The following is a 22411-nucleotide window of genomic DNA, read 5'->3' as shown; positions in this document are numbered from 1 at the left end:
GGCCGTTGGCGCGATGGCGCCTGGCCTCGTGGTGAATCTTGCTTGCGTAAATAACGGGCGGGATCTGGTGGTCAGTGGCTAGCGGCTCGCCCGTCCCACGGCCTTCCGCGCGTCCTTCTTGCGCTTCGTGACCTCGGGATGGTGCCTGGAAAGGGCGATCACCCCAACGATAGCAAGGGAGGCAGCCGTTCCCATGGCAATGGCCATCACGGCGTGGACATCCGGCCGCAGTTCGCCGAGGATCACAATGCCGATGGCTATTCCCACCAGGGGATCAATGACGGTCAGTCCCGCGATCACCAGGTCCGGCGGACCCGACGAGTAGGCGCTCTGGACAAACCACGACCCCAGCCCGCCCGCGGCGACAAGGGCCACCACCGAATACCACTGCACGTTCAGCAGGAACAGCCCGTTCGGATCGAGCAGGTGCTTGCCGATGATCCGGGTCAGGACGGCCACGAACCCGAAGAGGACCCCGGCGCCGAGGATATAGACGAAGGCGTTGATCCTGTGCCTGAACATCACGGCCAGGGTGCCGAAGAGTCCGACGGCGAGGGCCAGCAGCAGCACGATGGTGACCTCGTCGGCGAGGGTTACGTCGTGGTTTTCCTGCGTGACGTTGACCGCCAGGAGGACGAAGAGCGCAGAGCCCGTCACGCAGGCCGCGATGGCCACCACGGTTGCCCGGTTGATGGTGAGGTCCTGGTCCTTGGCATTGATGATGGTGGTGATCACCAGGGCGATCGCGCCAATGGGCTGGACAACAGTGAGCGGTGCGGACACGAGCGCCACGGCGTTCATGGCCATGCCGGCACACAGGAGCAGGAGGCCGAACACCCAGCGGGGGTTTCGAAGCAGGCGCAGGAAGCCGTTGGAGCTCAGGGCCAGGCCGCCCGTGTCGGCCTTGACGGCGCTCCCCTGGCGCTGCGCACCAAGGGCCAGGCAAAACGCACCAAGCAGCGCAAGCCCAACTGCCAGCCATACCATCAGGCGGTCCCGTCGTCGTGGTGCGCCTGCATTCTGCCCTTTCGCAGGATGGCCCAGAAGTAGTGGTAGGCCGCGATCCAGTGGCCGACCAACCCGAGGCCCAGGACTATCCACGCGGCGACGAACAACTCAGTGGAGAATCCTGTATCCAGCCGTGAGAGGACCAGCATGGGGGTCCCCAGCAGCAGCAGGCCGGTGCGCACCTTGCCAATCACGCTCACGGGAAGGTCGGGGTGGCCACGGAAGAAAAAGAGCGTCATGGTCAGCAGGACGGCGTCCGGAACCACCAGGGCAGCCAGGTAGAGCCAATGGACGACGCCGGCAATTACCAGCGTGACAGCGACCGCTATCAGCGCCAGCCGGTCGGCGATCGGGTCCAGGACCCTGCCAAGCTTCGAGGCCTGGTCGAAGCGGCGGGCAATGTAGCCGTCAACCCAGTCGGTGCTGGCCATGACGGCGAGGACCACAACGGCGGCACCGTACTCCTTCTGGGCCAGGACAAGCCAGATGAAGAGCGGCACCCCCATGAAGCGCACCACGGTCAGCAGGTTGGGGATGGTGAACACGAGGTCGTGGTCCACCTGGGGGCGTCCGGGACGGGAGCCGGCACCAATGAACTTCACCCCGTCCCCCTTCCTTTCTGCTGCCCCTGCGAGCGTTATTGCCGTTCCCTGAACTTCTGCGGGCTGCCGAAGAGCCTGCCCGATCCGGGTGCTAGTACGTCCGGAGGAGTTTGCGCACCAGGACCAGGAAGACGGTTCCAGCGGCGATGAAGGCGGCCAGCGGCTTCCAGCGCTGTTCCAGGTCCGCGGATCCGGACAACGCCGCGAATTTCCGTCCGGCAATGTCCCTGCCGTGGCCGGCCAGGGCCTGGCCTTCGCGCAGTTTGTCCTGGGCTGTTGCCAGCAGGTACCTGCCCTGGGGCTTGACGTCCAGCTCGGTGCCGAGTTCGTCGCGCACTTCGGTGAGGTGGTGGCGGCGCTGGCTGAGCCGGCGCACCAGCTCCGGTTCGGAGGCGTGCGGGAATTCCTTCTCGTGTTCGGCGGCCTTGGCTGCCTTCTCCGCCTTGGCCTTTGCAGCCGCTTCATCCTTTGCCGCCTTCGCCGCCTTGGCTTCGGGGCTCTGCGGGTCAAGGACAGCCGGGTTGAACGCGGAGCCTTCTTTGACCACGCCGATATCGTGCTTGATGCCGCGGATGGTCTCTTCCGGCACGAGCGGCATGGCCTTCTTGAACTTCCGGACGCCAATCAGGCCGCCGATCAGGGCTATCAGCAGGAACGCCGCGGACACCAGGAGTGCGGCCAGCCAGGCCGGCATGATGGTGGCCAGTCCCATGATGGCTGCCACGATGAGGCCCACCACCAGGAAAAGGAGGAAAACAAGGGCGACGGCGAAAAAGGCAGCGGCGACTCCGACCTGGATTCCCTTGCGCTTAAGCTCGATCTTCGCGAAGGCGATTTCGTCATTGAGCTGGCGCGGCGCCAACCGGAAAAGGAGTTTAAGCGTCCTGGGCAGCGCAGTGATGCGCAATCCCTGGCTGGTACGCCCGCTGTGACGTCCGCTCATCGGTTCCGCCTTACTGGTTATGGGTCGAATCGGCTTCCGTGTGCTGCAGGAAAGTGCAGCTGCACAGTCCCCGCACCAAAACTATCATTCAGGTTCAGGGCGAACTTCGGGGCTTGCCGGGCGGCGTGGCCTACAACGCTGCAAAATTAGGCAGCGCCGGGCCTAGGATTGATCTCCGTGACCATTCCCAGCAATCCGGGCGATCTCCTGAGCCGCCGCCGGAAACTCCTGTACATCCTGCTGCTCGGCGCCCTGACGGCGCTGGGTCCGTTCACGATCGACCTTTACCTTCCCGCGTTCCCGGCCCTGGAGGCGAGCCTCGGCGTGACCGAGGCCCAGGTCCAGCTGACCCTGGCAGGCACCACCGTGGGATTCGCCATCGGCCAGCTGGTGGTTGGCCCCTTCAGCGACAGGTTCGGCCGCCGCACCCCGCTTATCCTGGCGACGGCGGTCCACATTGCAGCCTCCGTGGGCGCCGCCCTGTCCACCGACATCACCACCCTGGGCATCTTCCGCGTGCTGATGGGCGTGGGCGCTGCCGGCGGCGGCGTTGTGGCCATGGCGATGGTCCGGGACCTGTTTTCCGGGTACGCCATGGTGAAGATGTTTTCCCGCATGGCCCTGGTGAATGGCCTGGCACCCATCCTGGCGCCCGTGATCGGTTCGCAGCTGCTCCTGGTGATGGAATGGCCTGGAATCTTCGTGTTCCTTGCCGCCTACGGAACCGTGGTGATCACATCCGCCCTGTTCCTGGTCCGCGAGACCCTGCCGCCGGAAAAACGCCGGCAGAGCGGCATGACCGCCCGCCAGCGCTACCGGATCCTCTTCAGCGACAGGGTGTTTGTTGGGCTGCTGCTGGTGGCCGGGCTGAACTTTGGCGGCCTGTTCACCTACCTGTCGGCCTCCCCTTTCCTGTTCCAGGACGTTTTCGGCTTCACCCCGCAGGAGTACGGCCTGCTGTTCGGCATCAACTCGCTGGGCATTGTTGCCGGCATCCAAACCAGCTCCCGCCTCATCCGCAGGGTGCCGCCGCAGTGGATCATCGCTGCGGCCACCGCGTGGATGTTCCTGATGGCCACGCTGATCGTGGTGTTCGACCAGCTCGGGTTCGGCTTGTGGGGTGTGCTGGTTCCCCTGTGGTTCTACATCCTGGGAACGGGCTTCATGTTCCCCTGCGTTCAGGTACTCGCCCTGGCCGGCCATGCGGGCCAGGCCGGCACCGCAGCCTCCCTGCTCGGATTCTCGACGTTCATGATGGCGGGGCTCATCTCCCCGGTGGTGGGCTGGCTGGGCATCACCAGCGCCGCCCCCATGGGCGCGGTGCAGGGAGCATGCATCCTGCTGGCCATTGCAGCCCTGTGGCTGGTGGTCCGGCCGCGTACCGTTCCGTCGATCCACTGACGCCGTGAAGAACACGCCAAAGCGCAGGCCGCACCGGAACCGCCGGGGACTTTTCCTCGGAGCGGTGATTGGCGCCGTCGTGGGCTACTTCGCCGGCCGGGCCCTGGGCAACCCTGCCATGGGCATTGTCCTGGGCATGGTTGCAGGGTCGGCGCTGTTGTACCGGGTCAACCCGGGGCCGTGGAACCGACCCTGACGCCGCCGCACCCCGGGGGCGGACGCAAAGCGCGTGGCGGGCTCGGGGTACCTGCCACCCGCACGGCGCCCGCGATAAAATAGGGTTTGTGCCCTCCTGGCAGGAACAACCGCCGCTTCCGGCCACATGGCAACGGTGCGACCACCGGATACTGCCACTGTGGTGGGAACGGCTGTGTGCCCAGGCGGGCGAACAATCGGCAGCACTCTATGCCGCGGGACTGTTTACGGAGGACCGGCGGCGGCCCATCGCCCAGTGGTTCAACCCCGCCTTCAACGCCGCGCTGCTGGTAGCCCCCGAGGCCTCCCCCGAATGGCCGGTACAGCGCTTCGGCATCTTCTACGCGCCGCCGGACACCGGAGTGGTGCGCATACACTCGGCTCCCCACGAATGGAATCCCCGCCAGCCCCGGACGTCACCCACGGAAAAGGAGGCGTTCCTGGCCGCCATCGCGGAGGCGGAGCGATTCCTGCAGGTGGAGATGGACTTCGTCTGAGGAACAAAAATCCCCGTGCCCCACAAAGGAGGGACGGGGATTTTCTCTGTTGCTCCTCCTGCTGGACTTGAACCAGCAACCCTTCGATTAACAGTCGAATGCTCTGCCAATTGAGCTAAGGAGGAATGAAGCAGGTATGACATTAGCAAAGGTTTCCGACCAAAGTGAAATCGGCGTCAACCCGGGCCGGAACGGGGAGTTGCAGGCACAAAAAATCCCCGTTCCGGAGGCCGGAACGGGGATCGTGCGCTCCTCCTGCTGGACTTGAACCAGCAACCCTTCGATTAACAGTCGAATGCTCTGCCAATTGAGCTAAGGAGGAATGAAGCGGGTTTTAGCCTAGCAAAGACCCCGGCTGGAAGCGAAATCGGGCACGGCGCCAAAGGGCCCTGCTCCGCCGCCGGGACGGCTCAGGCGTCAGACCTGAGTGCCCGGCGTTCCATTTCCAGCATCATCAGTTCACGGTTGAGCCGCTGGTACGTTTCCGGATCGGCCGCAGGGTCCAGCCGCTGGAGCTGGCCCATCTTGTCCGCCTTGACCCGGGTAATTTGGAGCTCGAACAGCCGGGAGAGGATGTCCCGGCAATACTTCTGCACCGCTTCCTCGGTGCTGGCGGGCAGCGGAACAACAGCAAGCTCGGATACCAGGGGCCGCAGTGGTTCCGGAACCTCGTGCATCACATGCTCAACCCACCGGACGGGGTCGGCGGTGAGGGCGGGATCCGTGGCGCGCATGGCGTCGTGGACGGCCTGGAAGGCGGGGGTGGCGAAACGGGCGGCGGAAAAACGCTCCCAGACCCCGCCCACCAGGAGCGACGGCTCTTGCAGGGCAACCTCGAGCGCCTGCCGCTCCATGGAGGCCACGGGGTCCCGGGGGTCGGGCCGGTGGTAGGAGGGAACCGCTCCCGACGGCGGCCCTGCAGCTACGCCGGGACCGCCGGGTGGGGCTGCGGGGGCGGAGGTCCGCGGAGCGGCGGCGGGAGCCCCACCCTGGTCGCCGCGCTTGCCGGCATTTTTGACTTCCGTGGTGACCAGCCGCAGAACCTCATTCGGGTCCGGCATGCCCAGCCAGCCCGTGAGGGCCTGGCAGTAGCCGGTCCGGGTGGAGGCGTCGCGGATGGCGGCAACCACGGGCACCGAGGCTTTCAGGCCCTGGACGCGCCCCTCCACGGTGTCCAGGTTGAACTGCTTCAGGGTGGTCCGGATGGCGAACTCAAACAGGGGCCGGCGGGACTGCACCAGCGCGTGCACGGCTTCGTCTCCCCTGCTTTGCCGCAGGTCGCAGGGATCTGCGCCGGTGGGCTCCACCGCCACGTAGGTCTGGGCAGTGAAGCGCTGGTCCTCCTCGAAGGCGCGCAGCGCCGCCTTCTGCCCGGCGGCGTCGCCGTCGAAGGTGAAGATGACCTCTCCCCCGGTGCCGTCGTCGGACAGCAGGCGGCGGGCAATCTTGATGTGGTCGGTGCCGAACGCGGTCCCGCAGGTGGCTACCGCCGTCGTGATTCCTGCAAGGTGGCAGGCCATCACGTCCGTATAGCCCTCCACCACCACAAGCTGCCGGTCCTTGGCGATGCTGCGCTTGGCGAGGTCGATGCCGTACAGCACCTGGGACTTCTTGTAGAGCGCGGTCTCGGGGGTGTTGAGGTACTTGGGGCCCTGGTCGTCCTCATAGAGCTTTCGGGCACCGAAGCCGATGGTGTCCCCGGCGATGTCCCGGATGGGCCAGATAAGGCGCCCGCGGAAACGGTCGTAGATCCCCCGGTTGCCTTCGGAGAACATCCCCGTGAGTTTGAGCTCGGCGTCCGTAAATCCGCGCCCTCGGAGGTGCTTCAGCAGCGCGTCCCAGCCCTGCGGGGCGTAGCCAACGCCGAACTGCTCCGCGGCCGCCCGGTCGAACCCGCGGCCATGCAGGAAGGTGCGGGCCTCCGCGGCGCCGGGGGTCAGCAGCTGGGCCTGGAAAAACTCGTCGGCGATTTTGTGGGCGTCCAGCAGCCGCTGCCGGCGCCCCACTTCCTCGCGGTTGGGGCCGGTTCCGCCGTCCTCGTACCGCAGCTCGTAGCCGATCCGGGCTGCCAGCTTCTCCACGGCCTCCTGGAAGGAGCTGTGGTCCTGTTTCTGCACGAAGGCGATGACGTCCCCGTCCTCGCCGCAGCCAAAGCAGTGGTAGCGGCCCACCTGCGGCCGGACGGTGAAGGAGGGGGAACGTTCGTCGTGGAAGGGGCACAGGCCTTTGAAAGTCCCCAGTCCGGCGCCCTTGAGCGTGACGTACCCGTCAACCACTTCCTTGATGTCCGTGCGCTGGCGTACTTCGTCTATGTCTTCGCGTTTGATCAGGCCTGGCACAGAGCCATCCTAGTGCCGGGGCCGGACATCGGACGCGCCGGCGTAACCAGGGTCACCACAGGGACGGCAGGCTCCCTACCAGCCGTTCGTACATGGCCAGCGCCGAGCCGTCGGTCAGCGACGCCACCTGGTCGATCACGACGCGAAGGCGCGCACCGTCGTCGGGCGCGTCCCGCCAGTCCGCCGCGAACATCGGTTCCAGGTGGCGGTCCCCGGTGGCGCTCAGCGCGGTGACCAGGGCGTGGAGCACCTCCCGCTGGCGCTCGTAAATGGGCTGGCGGTGCTCGGTGGTCATCACGAACGTGGTGGCCAGGCCCTTCATCACCGCGATCTCCATGACGGTCTCGTCCGGAACCATGAGCTCGGCGTTGAACCGCGTCAGGTTCTCCGGGCCGTACACGGCGCGGGTGGTTTCCAGCGCGCTCTGGCAGAACCTGCCGATCAGCTGGCTGGTCATGTTCTTCAGGGCCGCCATGGATTTGCGGCTGCCGTCGGCCTCGCGCACCCACACGTCCGTGGCTTCGAGCCGGGCCAGCGCGGCGTCAATGGCGGCGGGATCGTTGTGCGGCAGGTACCACTGCTTGGCGTACCCCACCACCCGGGCGCGGTGGTCCGGGTTGTCCATCCAGCGCAGCTGGAAGTGCCCGGCCACGATCGCGTCCTCGACGTCGTGCACGGAATACGAAATGTCGTCCGCGAGGTCCATCACCTGGGCTTCCAGGCAGGAGCGGCGCTCCGGAGCGCCCTCCCGGATCCAGTTGAAGATCGGCAGGTCGTCCTCATAGGCGCCGAACTTGCTGGTCCGCTGGCCGTGGATCACCGGGGCTTCCAGTGCGGACCACGGATATTTGGCTGCCGCATCCAGGCTGGCCCTGGTGAGGTTCAGCCCTGCGGGCTGGCCGTCCGGCGTCAGCACCTTGGGCTCGAGCCGGGTCAGGAGCCGCAGGGTCTGGGCGTTGCCCTCGAAGCCTCCGATGGCGTGCGCCACCTCGTTGAGCGCCGATTCCCCGTTGTGGCCGAACGGCGGGTGTCCAAGGTCATGGCTGAGGCAGGCGGTGTCCACAACGTCCGGATCGCAGCCGAGGGAACGGCCCAGCTCGCGGCCCACCTGGGCAACCTCAAGGCTGTGGGTCAGGCGGGTGCGGACGAAATCATCCGTGTCAGGTGCCACCACCTGGGTTTTGGCACCCAGCCGGCGGAGCGCCGAGGAATGAAGCACTCGGGCACGGTCGCGTTCGAAATCGGAGCGGTAGACGTTCTTGGGCGGCTCCTCCACCCAGCGCGCGGAGTCGTGGGTGTCATAGCCCGGCAGGACAGGGGCAGCCGTGCGCGTTTCAGCCACCGGAAACGTCCAGTTCCGCCGCGGAGATGTCCCGCGACTGGTCGGCATTGAGGGCCCGGGACTCCAGCCAGTCCTTCGGGAGCGCCGGCCTCTTGGGTGAGCCGGCGCGGCCCCGGGGGCCTTCGGCGTCGCCGCCCGGGTAGGGCGAACCGGCGTCCAGCTCGTCCAGGGCGGCGCGCAGCTCCTCCAGGCTGCTCACCAGGGCCATCCGCGTGCGGAGTTCGCCTCCCACCACGTAGCCCTTGAAGTACCAGGCGATGTGCTTGCGGATCTCCCGCAGCGCCTTGTTCTCGTCACCAAAAGTCTCCACCATCAGTTCGGCGTGCCGGTACACGCCTTGGGCCACCTGGCCCAGATTCGGCTTGTGCCGGGTATCGCTGCCTTCGAAGGCGGCCTGGAGGTCACCGAACAGCCAGGGCCGGCCCTGGCAGCCGCGTCCCACCACAACTCCGTCGACTCCTGTTTCGCGGACCATCCGGACCGCGTCTTCCGCGGACCAGATGTCACCGTTGCCCAGCACCGGGATGTCCGGCAGGGCCTCGCGCAGGCGCGCGATGGCGGACCAGTCTGCCTGTCCGGAGTAGAACTGGGCGGCCGTCCGGCCGTGCAGGGCGACGGCGGCCACTCCGGAGTCGCGGGCGATGCGGCCGGCGTCGAGGTACGTGAGGTGGTCGTCGTCGATGCCTTTGCGCATCTTGATGGTCAGCGGGACGTTGCCCTTCGACGCTTCCCTGACGGCAGTCTGCACGATCGACGTGAAAAGGTCGATCTTCCAGGGCAGGGCCGAGCCGCCGCCCCGGCGGGTGACTTTGGGCACCGGGCAGCCGAAGTTCAGGTCGATGTGGTCCGCGCGGTCCTCTTCGACGAGCATCCGCACGGCGCTGCCCACGGTGACCGGGTCCACGCCGTACAGCTGGACGGACCGCACTTTTTCGTCGTCGTCGTGGGAAATGATCCGCAGGGACTCCGGGGTGCGCTCCACCAGGGCACGGGAGGTGACCATCTCCGCCACGTACATGCCGCCGCCGTATTCACGGCACAGACGGCGGAAGGCGGAGTTGGTGATGCCGGCCATGGGCGCCAGGATCACCGGCGTGTCCACGGTGATGGGACCCAGCTTCAGGGGCGGGAGTTCCAGCTTGGGGGCGGGAGGGGTTGCTGCAACAGTCACCTGTCCATTGTTGCAAAGCCGGGCAAATCGGGCTGCCGGACGTGCTGGCCAACCAATGTGGTCAGCCGCGGTCTGCCCGGCGTCCGCGCCTGGTGGGCGGTGTGTCCTCCGGTTCAGCGGCGGACAGGCGCGACCTGCGGGCAAGGGCTGCTGCGGCCAGCGACCCCGTGTCATCCACGCCCGGCTCCGCCTGGCTGCCTGGTTCCGTTGCCTGGGGCACCTGCGCCTCCGGGAGTCCTGCCCGGACGCCGGTGGCCTTGACCACCAGCACGGCGATCAGCGTGGTGACCGGAATGGCCAGGACCAGCCCGATGGAACCCACGAGGGTCCGGATGACTTCCTCGGACAGCTCCGCGCTGGTGAGCGTGTCAGCGAGCGGCCGGTCGTAAAGCATCACGATGATGAGGATGGGAAGGGCCGCGCCGGCGTAGGCGAACGCGATGGTGTACACGGTGGACGCAATGTGGTCCCGGCCGATCCGCATGGCCGAGGTGAAGAGTTTCCGGGCGCTGCTGCCCGGCGCCAGTTCGTACAGCTCCCACACCGCGGAGGACTGGGTGATGGTCACGTCGTTGAGGACACCCAGGCCGGAGATGATGAGCCCGCACAGGATGACGCCGGAAATGGAGATGTTGGCGGAGGTGTTCACCAGGGTGGTTGCCTCGTGGTTCCCCACCCCGGCGAGGTTCGCCGCGCCGGTTGCCCACGCCGCCAGGAGCGCCGTGATCCCCAGCCCGAACATGGTGCCCAGCAGTGCGGTGGAGGTCCGTGCCGAGAAGCCGTGGGCGAAATACAGCACCCCGATCATGATCACCGTGGATCCCACCAGGGCAAGCAGGAGCGGCGGTTTCCCTTCCACCAGCCCGGGAAGCATGAAGCTGGCCAGCACGAAGTACGCGCCGACAAGCCCGATCAGGGCGCGGAGGCCCCGCCAGCGGGCCACAGCGATCACCACCGCCGCATACAGCAGCGCCAGCAGGACGATCGGCAGGGTCCGGACGAAGTCCACGAAGATGAAGGCGGGCGAACCCTGGGAGGCGGACGCGCCCTGGGCGTTGGACAGGTTCAGGTACCGGATCTGGTCACCGGGCTTAACCCCATGGGACTTCGCGACGTCCGGGTTGATCACCACCTTGACCGGGCTTCCTCCCTTGTCCGGTTCCGTGAAGGCAAAGGTGCAGTCGGATCCCTGTTGGCTCTGCTGGCCCTGCTGGGTCTGCGCCTGGCCTCCCTGGCCCTGCTGGGCAATACCCTGCATGCAGTTTTCGGACACCACGCTTTGGATGGTGCCGGTGTCGAAGGTGACACCGGGCGCGGCGGAGTAGGGGTTGGCCAGGGAGATGCCCTCCTTGCTGCCCGAGGGCCAGAGCATCGCCATCCCTGCGAGGGTGAGCAGCGTCAGCGGAATGAGTACTGCCGCGAGGATGCGGTTTGCCTTCCGCCTGGCGGCCATCGCCTGCGGCGTTGGCTCCGAATGACATGTGGAAGCGTGGGAGTGACCGGACCCCATCAGCTGTAGAACCTCATACATTGAACTCTACGTCCGGCACCGTAGGGTTGATAAATGGATCATCGGGGACTCGGAGGTACCAGGTATGGCCAACAGCAATACGGAGAAAAACGGCGGCTCGCGCCCTTCCGAAGCGCCCGGCGCTGCGCGGCAGGCAGTCCTCAGCGTCCGGAAATCCTCAGGTCCCACCCGGGGAGTGGCCCTGGTCCTGCACGGGGGCAAATCCCAAAGCCGTGAGCCGGTGGAGGCCAGGCACTTGAGTCCGGCACGGATGGTGCCTTTCGCCTGGCATCTTCACCGCGCCGGGCGGACGCACGGGCTGGCTGTGTGGTCGCTCCGCAACAGCGTTCGCGGCTGGAATGGCCAGGACATGTCTCCGCTGCAGGACGCCCGCTGGGCACTCGCCCGGATCCGGGAACAGCACCCGGATGTGCCCGTGTTCCTGGTAGGCCATTCCATGGGCGGGCTCACGGCCGTGATCGCCGCGGACCATCCGGGTGTGGAGGCCGTCGTCGCCCTTGCCCCCTGGCTCAACCCCGCAACACCCACATCCGGCGTGGCCAACCGCAAGGTGCTCATTGTGCACGGAACCACGGACAGGTGGACCAGCGCCTCGGCGTCCCTGCTGTTCGCCCGGCGTGCCTCTGCCGAGGCCGCCAGCATGCAGTACGTTGCCCTCAAGGGCGCCGGCCACTTCATGCTCCGCAAGATCGGGGTGTGGCAGACACTGACCACCGGCTTTGTGATGAAGGCTTTCTCCGAACGCATCGGGGCCGAGCTTCCCCTGCCGGCGGAGTACACCAGGCTGCTGCCGGAGTCAGCGGTCCAGGTGACCCTGTAGGAGGTTCCATGGCCTGGCGCCCCGCACCCAATGACCTCTTCTACCGCGTCATCGTCCGCAGCGGGCTCCTGCTCCGGTGGGCCTTCCGGATCCGGATCATCAGCAGCGGAACGGAACACCTGCCGCCTGCGGGACCACGGACGGAAAAGTCCAGGACCGTAGTACCGGGCAGCGGCGCCGTTTTCGCCGTGACGCACTTTGGCTACGTCGATTTTGCCGCCGCCGAACTGCTGCTGTGGAAACACTCCCGCGGAAAGCTGCGGTTCCTGGTCCACCAGGGCGCTGCCGATCACTGGCTTGCCGGGCCCGCCATCAGCGCCGCCGGCCACGTGGTGGTTGGGTACACCGGCCGTGCAGACGCCTATGAGGCGGCGGTGGCCAAGCTGCGTGCCGGCGAATACCTTGGCGTGTTCCCCGAGGCGGGCGTGAGCCGCAGCTTCACCGTGCGCGAGTGCAGGACCGGAGCAGTCCGGATGGCGGCCGAAGCCGGCGTCCCCGTCATCCCCGTGGCGGTGTGGGGCGCCCACCGGATCCTCACCCGCGGCCGCGGCTTCTCGGCCGGAAGGACATGGCGCGCACCCGTGCGGATCCATGTGGGTGAGCCGCTGGTATTCGCACCGGGGGACGATGCCGGCGCCCGCACAGCGGAACTCCGCGCCCGGCTCCAGGACGGGATCGGGACGTGCATCGCCGATTTTCCGCTGCTCCCGGAGCCCGGAGCCTGGTGGATGCCCGCGCACCTGGGCGGCAGCGCCCCGACTGAACCCGAACGGCAGCTGCTCGATGCGCAGGACGCCGCGAAGGGCCGCCGTCGTCCCCGCCCAGCCAGGTAGCAGCAGATGTCGTCATGGAGCTCCATCACGACATCTGCTGCGACGCGGTTGCGCAGCGGCGCCTAGTCCGAAACCACCAGGGTTTCCGCGCCCGCCAGCCGCGCCTTGCCGTTTTCGAGCAGGGGTTCGACGGCGGCACGGAGGGCAGTCATGGAATCGTCCAGTTCCAGCATGACAGGGTGCTGGTACGCGATCAGCGAGAGCATGTCGCGCACGGCTTCCGCGGCGTCGTCCGCGGCGAGGGCGGGCTCGTGGCCGACGAAGACGTCCGTGGGCGTTTCCGCCCCGGCATCCTCCTGGCCAGGTGCCGCGTCCGGATTGGCCGGCGCCGCGTAGCTCACGGCGAAGGCCCGGATCCGGCCCTTTCTGCTGGGTGCAACGCCTGCCCCGAAAGCCGACTCAGGCTGGGCCCGCAGCACGATTGCCCCGTGCGCGCCGGTGAGGTCGTCCAGGAAGAGCTTCTGCACCTGGCCCATGGACAGGACGCCCGGCGAGTCCCAGCCGTGGATGGAGGTGTAATACCTGCCCACCACGTCGGTCAGTTCCACGGAGCCCGTGGCCAGGTCCATCACCACGTCGGAGCCCGCGTTCTCGTCGTTGGCCGGGCTGCCGCCGTCGTCCTTGGCCGGGAAGACCGGCAGCCGCAGGGCTCCTGGTTCGATGACCACCAGCCGGGAACGCTGGATGGGTTCCAGCTCGAAGGCCTCCGCGAAGGCGGCACCCGGGGTGCCCGGCTCCACCTTGGCGCGGAGCCTGGTAACGCCCGACGGCGAGTGTTCAGCTTCGCGGCGCAGCATCGCCAGGAGCGTGGCACCAATCCCGGCGCGCCGGTGGTCCCGTGCCACCTCGATGTAGGCCCAGAGCCGTTCGGGATGCAGGGAAGCTTCGTAGACGACGCCGGCGCCAACCGGAATCCCGACGCCGTCGATCACGTCCTCGGCCACGATGCAGCGCCGCCACGGCGTGCCGTTGGTCCCGGCGGAAGAAAGCGCCAGCGCGCCACGGAACTGGCGGGCCTGGTGGGTTTCCGGGTCGCCCCAGATTTCCAGCAGGGCAAGATCGTCACCTTCCCGCCATTCGCGGTATTCGATGGCCATGCTAGGCGCCGATCAGGCGTGCGGCCAGGTAGCCCTCCACCTTGTCCAGGGAGACGCGCTCCTGGCTCATGGTGTCCCGCTCGCGGATGGTCACGGCCTGGTCCTCGAGGGTGTCGAAGTCCACGGTGATGCAGAACGGGGTGCCGATTTCGTCCTGGCGGCGGTAGCGGCGGCCGATGGCGCCGGCGTCGTCGAAGTCGATGTTCCAGTTCTTGCGCAGCTGGGCGCCGAGGTCCTTGGCTTTCGGGGACAGGTCCTCGTTGCGGCTCAGCGGCAGGACGGCGGCCTTGACCGGCGCCAGGCGCGGATCCAGCTTCAGGACGGTGCGGACGTCCACGCCGCCCTTGGCGTTGGGGGCCTCGTCCTCGGTGTAGGCGTCCACCAGGAACGCCATGAAGGAGCGGGTCAGGCCTGCGGCGGGTTCGATCACGTACGGGGTGTAGCGCTCGTTGGTGGCCTGGTTGAAGTAGCTCAGGTCCGTGCCGGAGGCCTTGGCGTGGGTGGAGAGGTCAAAGTCGGTACGGTTGGCGATTCCCTCCAGCTCGCCCCACTCGGAGCCCTGGAAACCGAAGCGGTACTCAATGTCCGTAGTGCCCTTGGAGTAGTGGCTCAGCTTTTCCTGCGGGTGCTCGAAGAAGCGCAGGTTTTCCTCGCGGATGCCCAGGCCGGTGTACCAGGCCATGCGCTCCTTCATCCAGTACTGGTGCCATTCCTCATCCGTGCCGGGCTCGACGAAGAACTCCATTTCCATCTGCTCGAACTCGCGGGTACGGAAGATGAAGTTGCCCGGGGTGATTTCGTTGCGGAAGGACTTGCCGATCTGGCCGATGCCGAACGGCGGCTTCTTCCGGGAGGTGGTGAGCACGTTGTTGAAGTTCACGAAGATGCCCTGTGCTGTTTCGGGGCGCAGGTAGTGCAGGCCCTCTTCGCTGGCAACGGGACCCAGGTAGGTTTTGAGCAGGCCGGAGAATTCCTGCGGCTCGGTCCATTCGCCCCGGGTGCCGCAGTTGGCGCAGGCGATGTCCTTGAGGCCGTTCTCGGCGGGGCGGCCCTTCTTTTCCTCGTACTCTTCCTCGAGGTGGTCCGCGCGGTAGCGCTTGTGGCAGGAGAGGCACTCCACCAGTGGATCGGAAAAGACCTCCACGTGGCCGGAAGCTTCCCAGACCTGGCGGGGCAGGATGACGGACGAATCCAGGCCCACCACGTCCTCGCGGCCGCGGACCATGGACTGCCACCACTGGCGCTTGATGTTTTCCTTCAGTTCGGCGCCGAGGGGCCCGTAGTCCCAGGCAGAGCGCGAACCTCCGTAAATCTCACCGGCCTGGAACACGAATCCCCTGCGCTTGGAGAGGGAGATGACCTGGTCGAGTACGGATTTTGCTGCCATGGGGGTAACTCCAATTTCTACAGGGCCGCTGGGTGCGGTCCGCGGTTTCTGGCTCCGGCGAAGCCAGCGGCGGGATACCTCTGGCTGCACGGCGGGGCGGATGAAGGGTAATGCGAAAAGCTGCGTGTACCAGCCTACCGGCCGCTACCTGCCCGGATGTTACCTGCGCAGGCGTTATCTGCGCAGGTGTTATCTGCGGAGCGCGCCCCGGGGCCAGGGCAGGGTGGCCAGGATGATGGCGGCGAGGGTAAGGATTGTGCCGAGGACCGTGGCCGGAGCCACGATTGTTCCCGGAGCCGGCAGGACCACGTCGAGGGCGAGCGAGCCCAGCAGCTGTCCGGCGATCATGCCCAGCCCGGTGACCAGCACGCCCAGGCTCCGGACCAGCAGCGCGCCGAGGCCGATGAACACGCATCCCATGGGGCCGCCAAGGTAGTACCACCATTCGGCGGGCAGCGGGTTCCCCGGTCCGGCCACGGAGACTTTGACCGCGTAGGCCGTCCACAGCACAACGGAGCCGGCAACGAAATTCACCAGGGTGGCCGCGATGGGCGTGCCGTAGTAGACAGTGGCCGTCCCGTTCATGGCCTGTTGGAAGCTCATCAGGAACCCCGCCGCCACCGGCAGGAGGAGTGGAACCAGGAGCGCCGCGGGGCCGTCCGGCCCTGCGCCGCCCCCGGCCGACATTCCCGGCGTGCCGCCTGCTGCCGCGAACCGGGGTGACACAGCCCAGGCGACGGCGGCGATGGTCAGGAGGCATCCGATGACCCGGATGGCAGTCACCGGCTTCCGGCCGGCCGGTCCAATTCCGAGCTTGTCCACCAGCAGGCCGCTGACGGTCTGGCCGGTGACTGTTGCCACTGTGAAGAGGGCGACCCCAAGGATGCCCACCGTGAAGGACTGCGCGAAGACGAACAGGGCACCGATGCCGCCGGCCAGCACATAGATGCGCGGAAAGGCCCGGCTGCGGACCGCGGGCAGGATCTTTGCAAGGCCGGCCCGGCCGCGCGGCAGGAGCAGCGAGATCAGGATCATCACCACCAGCCCAGTGCTGAAGCTGACCACCGCGGCGGCGATGCCGTCATTGAGGCGGGTGCCGAGGGCGCCGTTAATCCGGCCCTGGACGGGAATGGCGAGGCCCGCGCCCACCGCGAGTGGAAGGCCTGCGAGCAGCGGCAGGCGGGGGCTGGAAGTCATTGAATCAACCCTACGTCAGGCATCATTGCCTGTATGAGCAATGTTGAAGAGATCACCATCCGCGACAGCATGATCCGCCTTGGCCAGCTGCTGAAGCTCGCCAACCTGGTGGAGGACGGTGTTGAGGCGGCGGAGCTCATCAAGAACGGGCTCGTCAAAGTCAACGGGGAGATCGATGACCGCCGCGGCCGGCAGCTGCACAATGGCGACACCGTGACGGTGAACGGCCAGACCGTTAAGGTCGTCGCGCCGGAGGCCTGACCGCCGCCCCGGGGCAGGCTGGCCGCCGGCGGCGGGGTCGGCCAGAGCGGCCGCCCGCCGTCGTACCTTGCTATTTCTTCAGGACCTCATGCGTGAGGAACTCGCCCACATGCCCGATCTCCTGCTGGTTGATCCCGTGCCACATGCCTGTGTAGAGGACCTTGGTGAGCTTGACGTGCTTGCGGACCCAGGCCATGGTGAAGTCGATCTTGTCCGGGGTGATCACGGGGTCCTGCTGGTCCCGGCCCCAGAACATGGGCACGGTGCCGTTTAGTTCGCTGTCCCGGAAGCTGGGATCGTCGCCGGCGTCCACCACGAAGCCTGAGAGTCCGACGACGGCGGCGAAGTCGGTGGGCCGCTGCCGCAGGAGCGTGGTGGCCATGGCCATGCCCATCGAGAAACCAAGCAGGGTTACCGACGGGTGCCCCACCCGGATGGCGTCGATCCACTCGAGCACGTAGGCCGATGCTTCCTTGACGCGGTCCAGGGAGTAGTCGATGGACGCGGTGAGCGGAAACCAGGTGAAGCCCGGGCCCATGGCGATGGGGGCGCGGACGGACGCGACGGCAAAGTCGCCGGGCAACATGTCGGCCAGGCTCAGCAGGTCCTGTTCGTTCGCGCCGTAGCCGTGCAGGAGCACCAGCAGGGGTTTGCCATCACGCTGGTCCTCCGGATGGGACCACAGGACAACAGGGGCAGGAAATACTTCGGCGTCAGTCATGGTTTCCATTCATACCAGTTACCCACAGGTAACTACCTACGTTGGCGTAGCCAGGGAAGCGAAAGGCAGGATAGGACCGTGAGTGACACAAGCGCCATCGAGACCCCGTCCATGACCGCCGGCTCCCACCCTTGGAGCCGTTATGTGGCCATGGGTGACTCCTTTACCGAAGGCATCGGGGACCCCGAGCCCTCAAGCCCGGGCGGGTTCCGCGGCTGGGCTGACCGCGTTGCCGAGGAACTGGGCCGGACCCAGCCGGATTTCGCCTATGCCAACCTCGCCGTCCGCGGCCGGCTGCTGCAGCAGATCGTGGACCAGCAGCTCGCCCCGTGCCTTGCGCTGAAGCCTGACCTGGTCACCCTGTCCGCGGGCGGAAACGACCTGCTGCGGAGGGGCGGGGATCCCGATGTCCTCGCCGCGAAGCTCGATTCGGTGGTCCAGATCCTGACGATGGGCGGCGCCACAGTGGTGCTGTTCAACGGCCCGGACACCGGCACGTCCGTGCTCGGCAGGATCCGCAGCAAGGTTGCCATCTACAACGAGAACCTGCGGACTGTCGCCGCCCGGCACGACGCCGTCATTGCGGACATGTGGTCCCTCCGCCAGCTCAGCGATCCCCGGATGTGGGACGAGGACCGGCTTCACTTCTCGCCCCTGGGCCACCACACCATTGCCGCCATGGTGCTGGATTCGCTGAACGTGGAGCACACCCTGCAGCCCCTCCAGCCCAAGCCGTTCCCGCCCCGGAGCTGGCGGGAGGCCCGCTCGGGCGACCTGGTGTGGGCCCGCCAGTACTTTGTGCCGTGGGTGCTGCGCCGGCTGCGCAACCAGTCGTCCGGGGACGGCATTACGGCAAAACGGCCGACGCCGGGTCCCGTCTTTGGTCCGGGCGTTCCGCTGGGATCCGGCGAGGGTCCGCTGGGGTCGGCAGCCGGCAGCCGGAACTGAGCCCGGTGTTAACGCCCCGGGGTTAAGCTGGAGGGACACACACGAGAGGCTTAGCACCGTGAGCAACCTGTTTTTCTGGATCATCATCCTGTCATTCGTGATTCCGATGGCCATGCGGATGTACCGGAAGTCTGTAGCCCGCCGGGACCAGCAGCAAACCTTCTCGGGACGGTACCCGGACCAGTTCCCGGGTTCCGGGCAGTTCCCCGGTTCCAGCGGCCCGCAGAGCAAGCAGCCCCGTGACGGCTTTACCCAGCAGGACTACCTCGCGGGAGGCTTCCGCCAGATCGGGCAGCCGGCGCCGCTCCCGCCCAGCCAGCCTTTGCCCCCGATCCAGCCCATCCCGCCGGTCCCGCCCGCGGACCAGCAGTTTCCGCCGTACGGGCAGCAGCCTTACGGACAGCAGCCATACGGGCAGAACCAGCGCGAAGAAGCCCCGCAGCAGCCCGCTGCCCCCGCCACTCCCCCGCCGCCGTCGGCCCCGCAGGGGTTCCGGGCGCGCAAGCTCGCGGAACTGGACCAGCAGTACAGCAACGGTGAACTGTCCGTTGAGGAGTACATGGCCCGCCGCAGCGAGATCATGGACGGCTAGGGCACAGCGGGCGTCCGTCTCTTCAGTCGACCTGCTGGCTTAGTCCACCTGGGGGAAGCCCAGGTCGATGACTGAGGTCGCCGGGTCCGGCCACCGGGTGGTCACTACCTTGCCGCGCGTGTAGAACCGGATGCTCTCCGGCCCGTACATGTGCGTGTCCCCGAACAGCGAGTTCTTCCAGCCGCCGAAGGAAAAAGTGCCCACCGGCACCGGGATGGGCACGTTGACGCCCACCATGCCCGCCTCGACGTCGAACTCGAATTGCCGCGCGGCGCCGCCGTCGCGGGTGAAGATGGCAACCCCGTTGCCGAACTCGTTGTCGTTGACCAGGCGGACTGCGTCACTGTACGTGTCCACGCGGACCACGGACAGGACGGGGCCGAAGATTTCGTCGTCGTACACCTTCATTCCCGGCTTCACGTGGTCCACCAGGCTGACGCCGATGAAGAACCCGTTTGAATCGAACTGCTGCGAGCGCCCGTCAACAACCACCGTGGCGCCCTCGTTTTCCGCGCCCGCCACATAGGACGCCACTTTGTCGCGGTGTTCTGCAGTGATCAGCGGGCCCATCTGCGAAGCAGGATCGGTGCCCGGACCGATCTTCAGGGTGGCCATCCGGGTTTTGATGGCCCCGACGAGGTCGTCGGCGATATTGCCGACGGCGACGAGCACGCTGACCGCCATGCAGCGCTCACCCGCGGAGCCGTAGGCAGCCGAAATGGCCGCGTCCGCCGCCATGTCCAGGTCAGCGTCAGGCAGGACCACCATGTGGTTCTTGGCGCCGCCCAGGGCCTGGACCCGCTTGCCATGGTCCGCTGCGCGCTTGTAGATCGACTGCGCGATGGGCGTTGAGCCCACGAAGCTGACGGCTTTGACGTCCGGGTGCTCGAGCAGGACGTCCACCGCCTCCTTGTCGCCCTGGACCACGTTCAGCACGCCGGCAGGCAGGCCCGCCTCCGCGAAGGCCTCCGCGATGAACACGGCTGACGACGGATCCTTTTCGCTGGGCTTCAGGAGCACTGTGTTGCCGCAGGCCAAGGCGCTGCCGATCATCCAGAGCGGGACCATGGCCGGAAAATTGAACGGGGTGATGCAGGCCACGACGCCCACGGGCTGCCGGACCGAGTGGACGTCCACGCCGCTGGACACCTGCTCTGAGCGTTCGCCCTTGAGCATGTGGGACAGCCCGGTGGCGAACTCGATGTTCTCGAGGCCGCGGGAGATCTCCCCTTCGGCGTCGGAGAGTACCTTGCCGTGCTCGCTGGTCAGGATGGCAGCCAGCTCAGGCTTCCGCTGGGTCAGGATTTCGCGGACGCGGAAGAAGATGTTGGTCCGCTTGGCGAGGCTCGTTGCCCTCCATGCGGGCAGCGCGGCTTTGGCGGCGGCAATGGCTTCCTCGACCCGGGCCGCGGAGGCCAGGGCCACCTGCTTGTCCTGCTCTCCGGTGGCGGGGTTGAAGACGGGGCCGAAGCGCTCGGCATCGGTGACGCGGCTGCCGTTGATGTAATGCGGAATGGTGTGCACGGAGGTCTCTTTCTAAGGCGTTCAGATGGCTGTGGTGTGGACGGCGGGTTCGCGGAAACAGCTACTTCGCTGCATCGAGCGAGCCGTCGGCAAGCTTGATGATCATGGAGCAGTCCTTGCCGGCGTCACCGGCGTCGATAAGGCGCTGGTACAGCTGCTGCACATGCCGGCCGATTTCTAGCGGCGTTCCCGTGTCCTCCGCGGCGCTGATGGCCAGTCCGATGTCCTTGTTCGCCAGTTCGGCGGTGAACGTGGGTGCGAAGCCGTTGTTGGATGCGGCAGTGGGAACGACACCGGGTACGGGGTACCAGGTGCGCAGGGCCCAGCTGTCTCCGGAGGAAACCGAGGCGATGTCCCAGAAGACTTTCTTGTCCAGGCCCAGCCTGTCCGCCAGCACGGCACCCTCGGCCGTGGACGCCAGGTTGATCAGGAGCATCAGGTTGTTGCAGATCTTGGCCGCCTGTCCCGTCGTGGCACCCCCGGTGGGGATGATGTTGGCGGCCATCGGCTCGATGAAGCGGCTGGCGTCGGCCACTGCATCCGCCTCGCCGCCCACCATGAACGTCAGCGTTCCTGCCTTGGCGCCGCTCATCCCGCCCGACACCGGGGCGTCGACGAAGCGGAAGCCGGCGGCAGCGGCGGCGTCGTGCAGTTCCTTCGCGGCTGCGATGTCGATGGTGGAGGAATCGATGAGGAGGGTACGGGTATCGGCGTGCGCCAGCACCCCGTCGCCGCCCAGGTAGACCGCCTTGGCGTGCTCGCCTTTCGGAAGCATGGTGAACACGGCGTCCGCGCCCGCGACCGCCTCGGCGATGCTCCCCGCGGGCTTTACCCCACCGGCCTCTGCCGCGGCCAAGGCTGCCGGGTTGAGGTCGAACCCCCTCACGTCATGCCCGGCCTTTGCCAGGTTCGTCGACATGGACCCGCCCATGTTCCCCAAACCAATCCAACCGATTACTGCCATGGCTTAAGCTCCTTTGCTTTGTCTCCGGCCGGCGGCCGTAAAGTCTGTGTCCACCATCACACCCCGCTATAGTGCAATCAAGGGAAAAAATCACAGATGGCATGTGCACTGATGCACATAGATGGGAGGCAGGGATGGCGCAGCTGCCGAGTCCGGACGACCTGCTGATCCTGCTGACAGTGGCCCGGCTGGGGCGTTTCAACGCCGTCGCCGAAACGCTGGGCACGACGCACACCACCATTTCGCGCCGGATCCTGGCCCTCGACAGGCAGCTGGGCGGCCGCACCCTGGAGCGAAGCCCGCATGGGTGGGAACTGACGGAGCTCGGAGCTTCGGCCGTCGCCGCGGCGGAAAGGATCGAGGAAACACTGGGTTCACTGGCCGCTGCCACAAGCCAGGACCGGGACGCTCTCTCCGGCATGGTGCGCATCAGCACCTCGGACGGTTTCGGCGCCGAATTCGTCACGCCCGCGCTGGTCCGCCTGCAACAGCGGCATCCACTGCTGAACGTGGAAATGTTGAGCGCCACGCGCAGGGTCAGCCAGAACCGCTCCGGCGTGGACCTTGAGGTGGTGGTGGGCCGCACCGACGTGAGCAACGCCCAGGCCATCTTCCTGACCAACTACTTCCTCCGGCTTTACGCCAGCCCCGCCTACGCGGCGGAGCACGGCCTGCCGGGAACGCCCGACGGCGTGGGGCAGCACGGCTTCGTCTCTTACGTTGAGTCGGCGCTCCAGGTAGCCGAACTGGGGCACCGGTCCTCGCAGCTGCCGATGCCGAAGTCCAGCTTCCAGGCGACGAGCATTTTTGCCCAAGTCGAGGCGGTCCGCCGGGGCGCCGGGATCGGGCTGCTGCCGAACTTCATGGTGGCGCGCAACCCGGATTTCGTTCCGGTACTCCCCGAAGCGTTCCAGCGCCAGGTCCCCATCTGGGCCGTGGCCCGCCCGGAGTCGCTGCGGTCCGCGCGGGTGCAGGCCGTGATCGGCGCGCTCCAGCATGAGGTGGCGGAGCGCCAGGATCTGCTGGCCGCCTGAGCTG

At 67.0% G+C, this 22411-nt stretch carries 22 protein-coding genes and 2 tRNA genes; 9 read left to right on the top strand and 15 right to left on the bottom strand.

The genetic code is table 11. The features are described from left to right. Positions 1–78 precede the first annotated feature (78 nt). From AC4BCK_RS07000 to AC4BCK_RS06990, 3 genes are all read right to left on the bottom strand, one after another. The gene (locus AC4BCK_RS07000; protein WP_174178876.1) at positions 79–987 is read right to left on the bottom strand and encodes a DMT family transporter; all 909 of its coding nucleotides are present in this window, start codon (positions 985–987) and stop codon (positions 79–81) included. Further along, positions 987–1610: a CDP-alcohol phosphatidyltransferase family protein gene (locus AC4BCK_RS06995; RefSeq protein WP_251425093.1), complete on the bottom strand. Its 624-nt coding sequence runs from the start codon at positions 1608–1610 to the stop codon at positions 987–989. The genes AC4BCK_RS07000 and AC4BCK_RS06995 overlap by 1 nt, the downstream gene beginning before the upstream one ends. Positions 1611–1701: 91 nt before the next feature. Next, positions 1702–2553 (bottom strand): phage holin family protein, encoded by an 852-nt coding sequence (locus AC4BCK_RS06990; RefSeq protein WP_364321000.1) that lies wholly within the window; start codon positions 2551–2553, stop codon positions 1702–1704. Positions 2554–2730: 177 nt separating this feature from the next. Here AC4BCK_RS06990 and AC4BCK_RS06985 point away from each other — a divergent pair, with 177 nt between their 5' ends. The 3 genes from AC4BCK_RS06985 (at position 2731) to AC4BCK_RS06975 (ending at position 4646) form a co-directional block, all read left to right on the top strand. Next, positions 2731–3954 carry a multidrug effflux MFS transporter gene (locus AC4BCK_RS06985; protein ID WP_174178882.1) on the top strand — a complete coding sequence of 408 codons (1224 nt, stop codon included), beginning with the start codon at positions 2731–2733 and terminating at the stop codon, positions 3952–3954. 4 nt (positions 3955–3958) lie between these two features. Further along, a complete protein-coding gene (locus tag AC4BCK_RS06980; RefSeq protein ID WP_174178884.1) occupies positions 3959–4150 on the top strand; it encodes a hypothetical protein in 192 nt (63 codons plus the stop codon). A gap of 88 nt (positions 4151–4238) precedes the next feature. Beyond that, positions 4239–4646: a hypothetical protein gene (locus AC4BCK_RS06975; RefSeq protein WP_174178886.1), complete on the top strand. Its 408-nt coding sequence runs from the start codon at positions 4239–4241 to the stop codon at positions 4644–4646. 52 nt (positions 4647–4698) lie between these two features. Here the strand turns inward: AC4BCK_RS06975 and AC4BCK_RS06970 are convergent. The 6 genes from AC4BCK_RS06970 to AC4BCK_RS06945 all read right to left on the bottom strand — a co-directional run bounded on the left by AC4BCK_RS06970 (position 4699) and on the right by AC4BCK_RS06945 (position 10951). Beyond that, positions 4699–4771, bottom strand: a tRNA-Asn gene (locus tag AC4BCK_RS06970). Positions 4772–4895: 124 nt separating this feature from the next. Next, positions 4896–4968: transfer RNA gene (locus tag AC4BCK_RS06965), tRNA-Asn, on the bottom strand. An 88-nt stretch (positions 4969–5056) separates the two neighbouring features. Continuing rightward, positions 5057–6985: a DNA primase gene (gene dnaG, locus AC4BCK_RS06960; RefSeq protein WP_174178889.1), complete on the bottom strand. Its 1929-nt coding sequence runs from the start codon at positions 6983–6985 to the stop codon at positions 5057–5059. 52 nt (positions 6986–7037) lie between these two features. After that, positions 7038–8327: a deoxyguanosinetriphosphate triphosphohydrolase gene (locus AC4BCK_RS06955; protein WP_104185250.1), complete on the bottom strand. Its 1290-nt coding sequence runs from the start codon at positions 8325–8327 to the stop codon at positions 7038–7040. Next, the gene (gene dusB, locus AC4BCK_RS06950; protein WP_251425090.1) at positions 8320–9498 is read right to left on the bottom strand and encodes a tRNA dihydrouridine synthase DusB; all 1179 of its coding nucleotides are present in this window, start codon (positions 9496–9498) and stop codon (positions 8320–8322) included. The genes AC4BCK_RS06955 and dusB overlap by 8 nt, the downstream gene beginning before the upstream one ends. A gap of 61 nt (positions 9499–9559) precedes the next feature. Then, the gene (locus AC4BCK_RS06945; protein ID WP_251425145.1) at positions 9560–10951 is read right to left on the bottom strand and encodes a YibE/F family protein; all 1392 of its coding nucleotides are present in this window, start codon (positions 10949–10951) and stop codon (positions 9560–9562) included. A gap of 142 nt (positions 10952–11093) precedes the next feature. On the opposite strand from AC4BCK_RS06945, the gene AC4BCK_RS06940 reads away from it, so the two are divergent. After that, complete coding sequence (locus AC4BCK_RS06940) at positions 11094–11849, top strand: alpha/beta hydrolase (RefSeq protein ID WP_310109639.1); 756 nt, start codon at positions 11094–11096, stop codon at positions 11847–11849. A gap of 8 nt (positions 11850–11857) precedes the next feature. Then, positions 11858–12682, top strand: coding sequence for a lysophospholipid acyltransferase family protein (locus AC4BCK_RS06935; RefSeq protein ID WP_310109641.1), 825 nt, complete (start codon positions 11858–11860; stop codon positions 12680–12682). A 62-nt stretch (positions 12683–12744) separates the two neighbouring features. On the opposite strand, the gene AC4BCK_RS06930 is transcribed toward AC4BCK_RS06935, so the two are convergent. The 3 genes from AC4BCK_RS06930 to AC4BCK_RS06920 form a co-directional block, all read right to left on the bottom strand. Beyond that, positions 12745–13779, bottom strand: a complete 1035-nt coding sequence (locus tag AC4BCK_RS06930) for a GNAT family N-acetyltransferase (protein ID WP_310109643.1) — start codon at positions 13777–13779, stop codon at positions 12745–12747. A gap of 1 nt (position 13780) precedes the next feature. Next, a complete protein-coding gene (locus tag AC4BCK_RS06925; RefSeq protein ID WP_104185255.1) occupies positions 13781–15166 on the bottom strand; it encodes a glycine--tRNA ligase in 1386 nt (461 codons plus the stop codon). Between the two features lie 189 nt (positions 15167–15355). Next, the gene (locus tag AC4BCK_RS06920; RefSeq protein WP_490566777.1) at positions 15356–16363 is read right to left on the bottom strand and encodes a DMT family transporter; all 1008 of its coding nucleotides are present in this window, start codon (positions 16361–16363) and stop codon (positions 15356–15358) included. Between the two features lie 33 nt (positions 16364–16396). On the opposite strand from AC4BCK_RS06920, the gene AC4BCK_RS06915 reads away from it, so the two are divergent. Beyond that, positions 16397–16624: an RNA-binding S4 domain-containing protein gene (locus AC4BCK_RS06915; protein ID WP_174178903.1), complete on the top strand. Its 228-nt coding sequence runs from the start codon at positions 16397–16399 to the stop codon at positions 16622–16624. 70 nt (positions 16625–16694) lie between these two features. Here AC4BCK_RS06915 and AC4BCK_RS06910 read toward each other — a convergent pair whose 3' ends face one another. Further along, positions 16695–17345: an alpha/beta hydrolase gene (locus AC4BCK_RS06910; RefSeq protein WP_363939442.1), complete on the bottom strand. Its 651-nt coding sequence runs from the start codon at positions 17343–17345 to the stop codon at positions 16695–16697. A 78-nt stretch (positions 17346–17423) separates the two neighbouring features. Between AC4BCK_RS06910 and AC4BCK_RS06905 the strand changes: the two genes are divergently transcribed. Then, a complete protein-coding gene (locus tag AC4BCK_RS06905) occupies positions 17424–18293 on the top strand; it encodes an SGNH/GDSL hydrolase family protein (RefSeq protein WP_397426133.1) in 870 nt (289 codons plus the stop codon). Positions 18294–18351: 58 nt separating this feature from the next. Continuing rightward, positions 18352–18885, top strand: coding sequence for an SHOCT domain-containing protein (locus AC4BCK_RS06900; protein ID WP_188809304.1), 534 nt, complete (start codon positions 18352–18354; stop codon positions 18883–18885). 39 nt (positions 18886–18924) lie between these two features. On the opposite strand, the gene AC4BCK_RS06895 is transcribed toward AC4BCK_RS06900, so the two are convergent. Together AC4BCK_RS06895 and mmsB are read right to left on the bottom strand one after the other, a co-directional pair. Then, positions 18925–20409, bottom strand: coding sequence for a CoA-acylating methylmalonate-semialdehyde dehydrogenase (locus AC4BCK_RS06895; protein WP_490566776.1), 1485 nt, complete (start codon positions 20407–20409; stop codon positions 18925–18927). Positions 20410–20470: 61 nt separating this feature from the next. After that, complete coding sequence (gene mmsB / locus AC4BCK_RS06890) at positions 20471–21373, bottom strand: 3-hydroxyisobutyrate dehydrogenase (RefSeq protein ID WP_251424790.1); 903 nt, start codon at positions 21371–21373, stop codon at positions 20471–20473. Between the two features lie 134 nt (positions 21374–21507). On the opposite strand from mmsB, the gene AC4BCK_RS06885 reads away from it, so the two are divergent. Continuing rightward, positions 21508–22407, top strand: coding sequence for a LysR family transcriptional regulator (locus AC4BCK_RS06885; protein ID WP_174179577.1), 900 nt, complete (start codon positions 21508–21510; stop codon positions 22405–22407). Positions 22408–22411: the final 4 nt, after the last annotated feature.

The sequence above is a fragment of the Pseudarthrobacter sp. As-47 genome (assembly GCF_058215595.1).
This window is presented reverse-complemented; position numbering and strand designations above follow the sequence as displayed.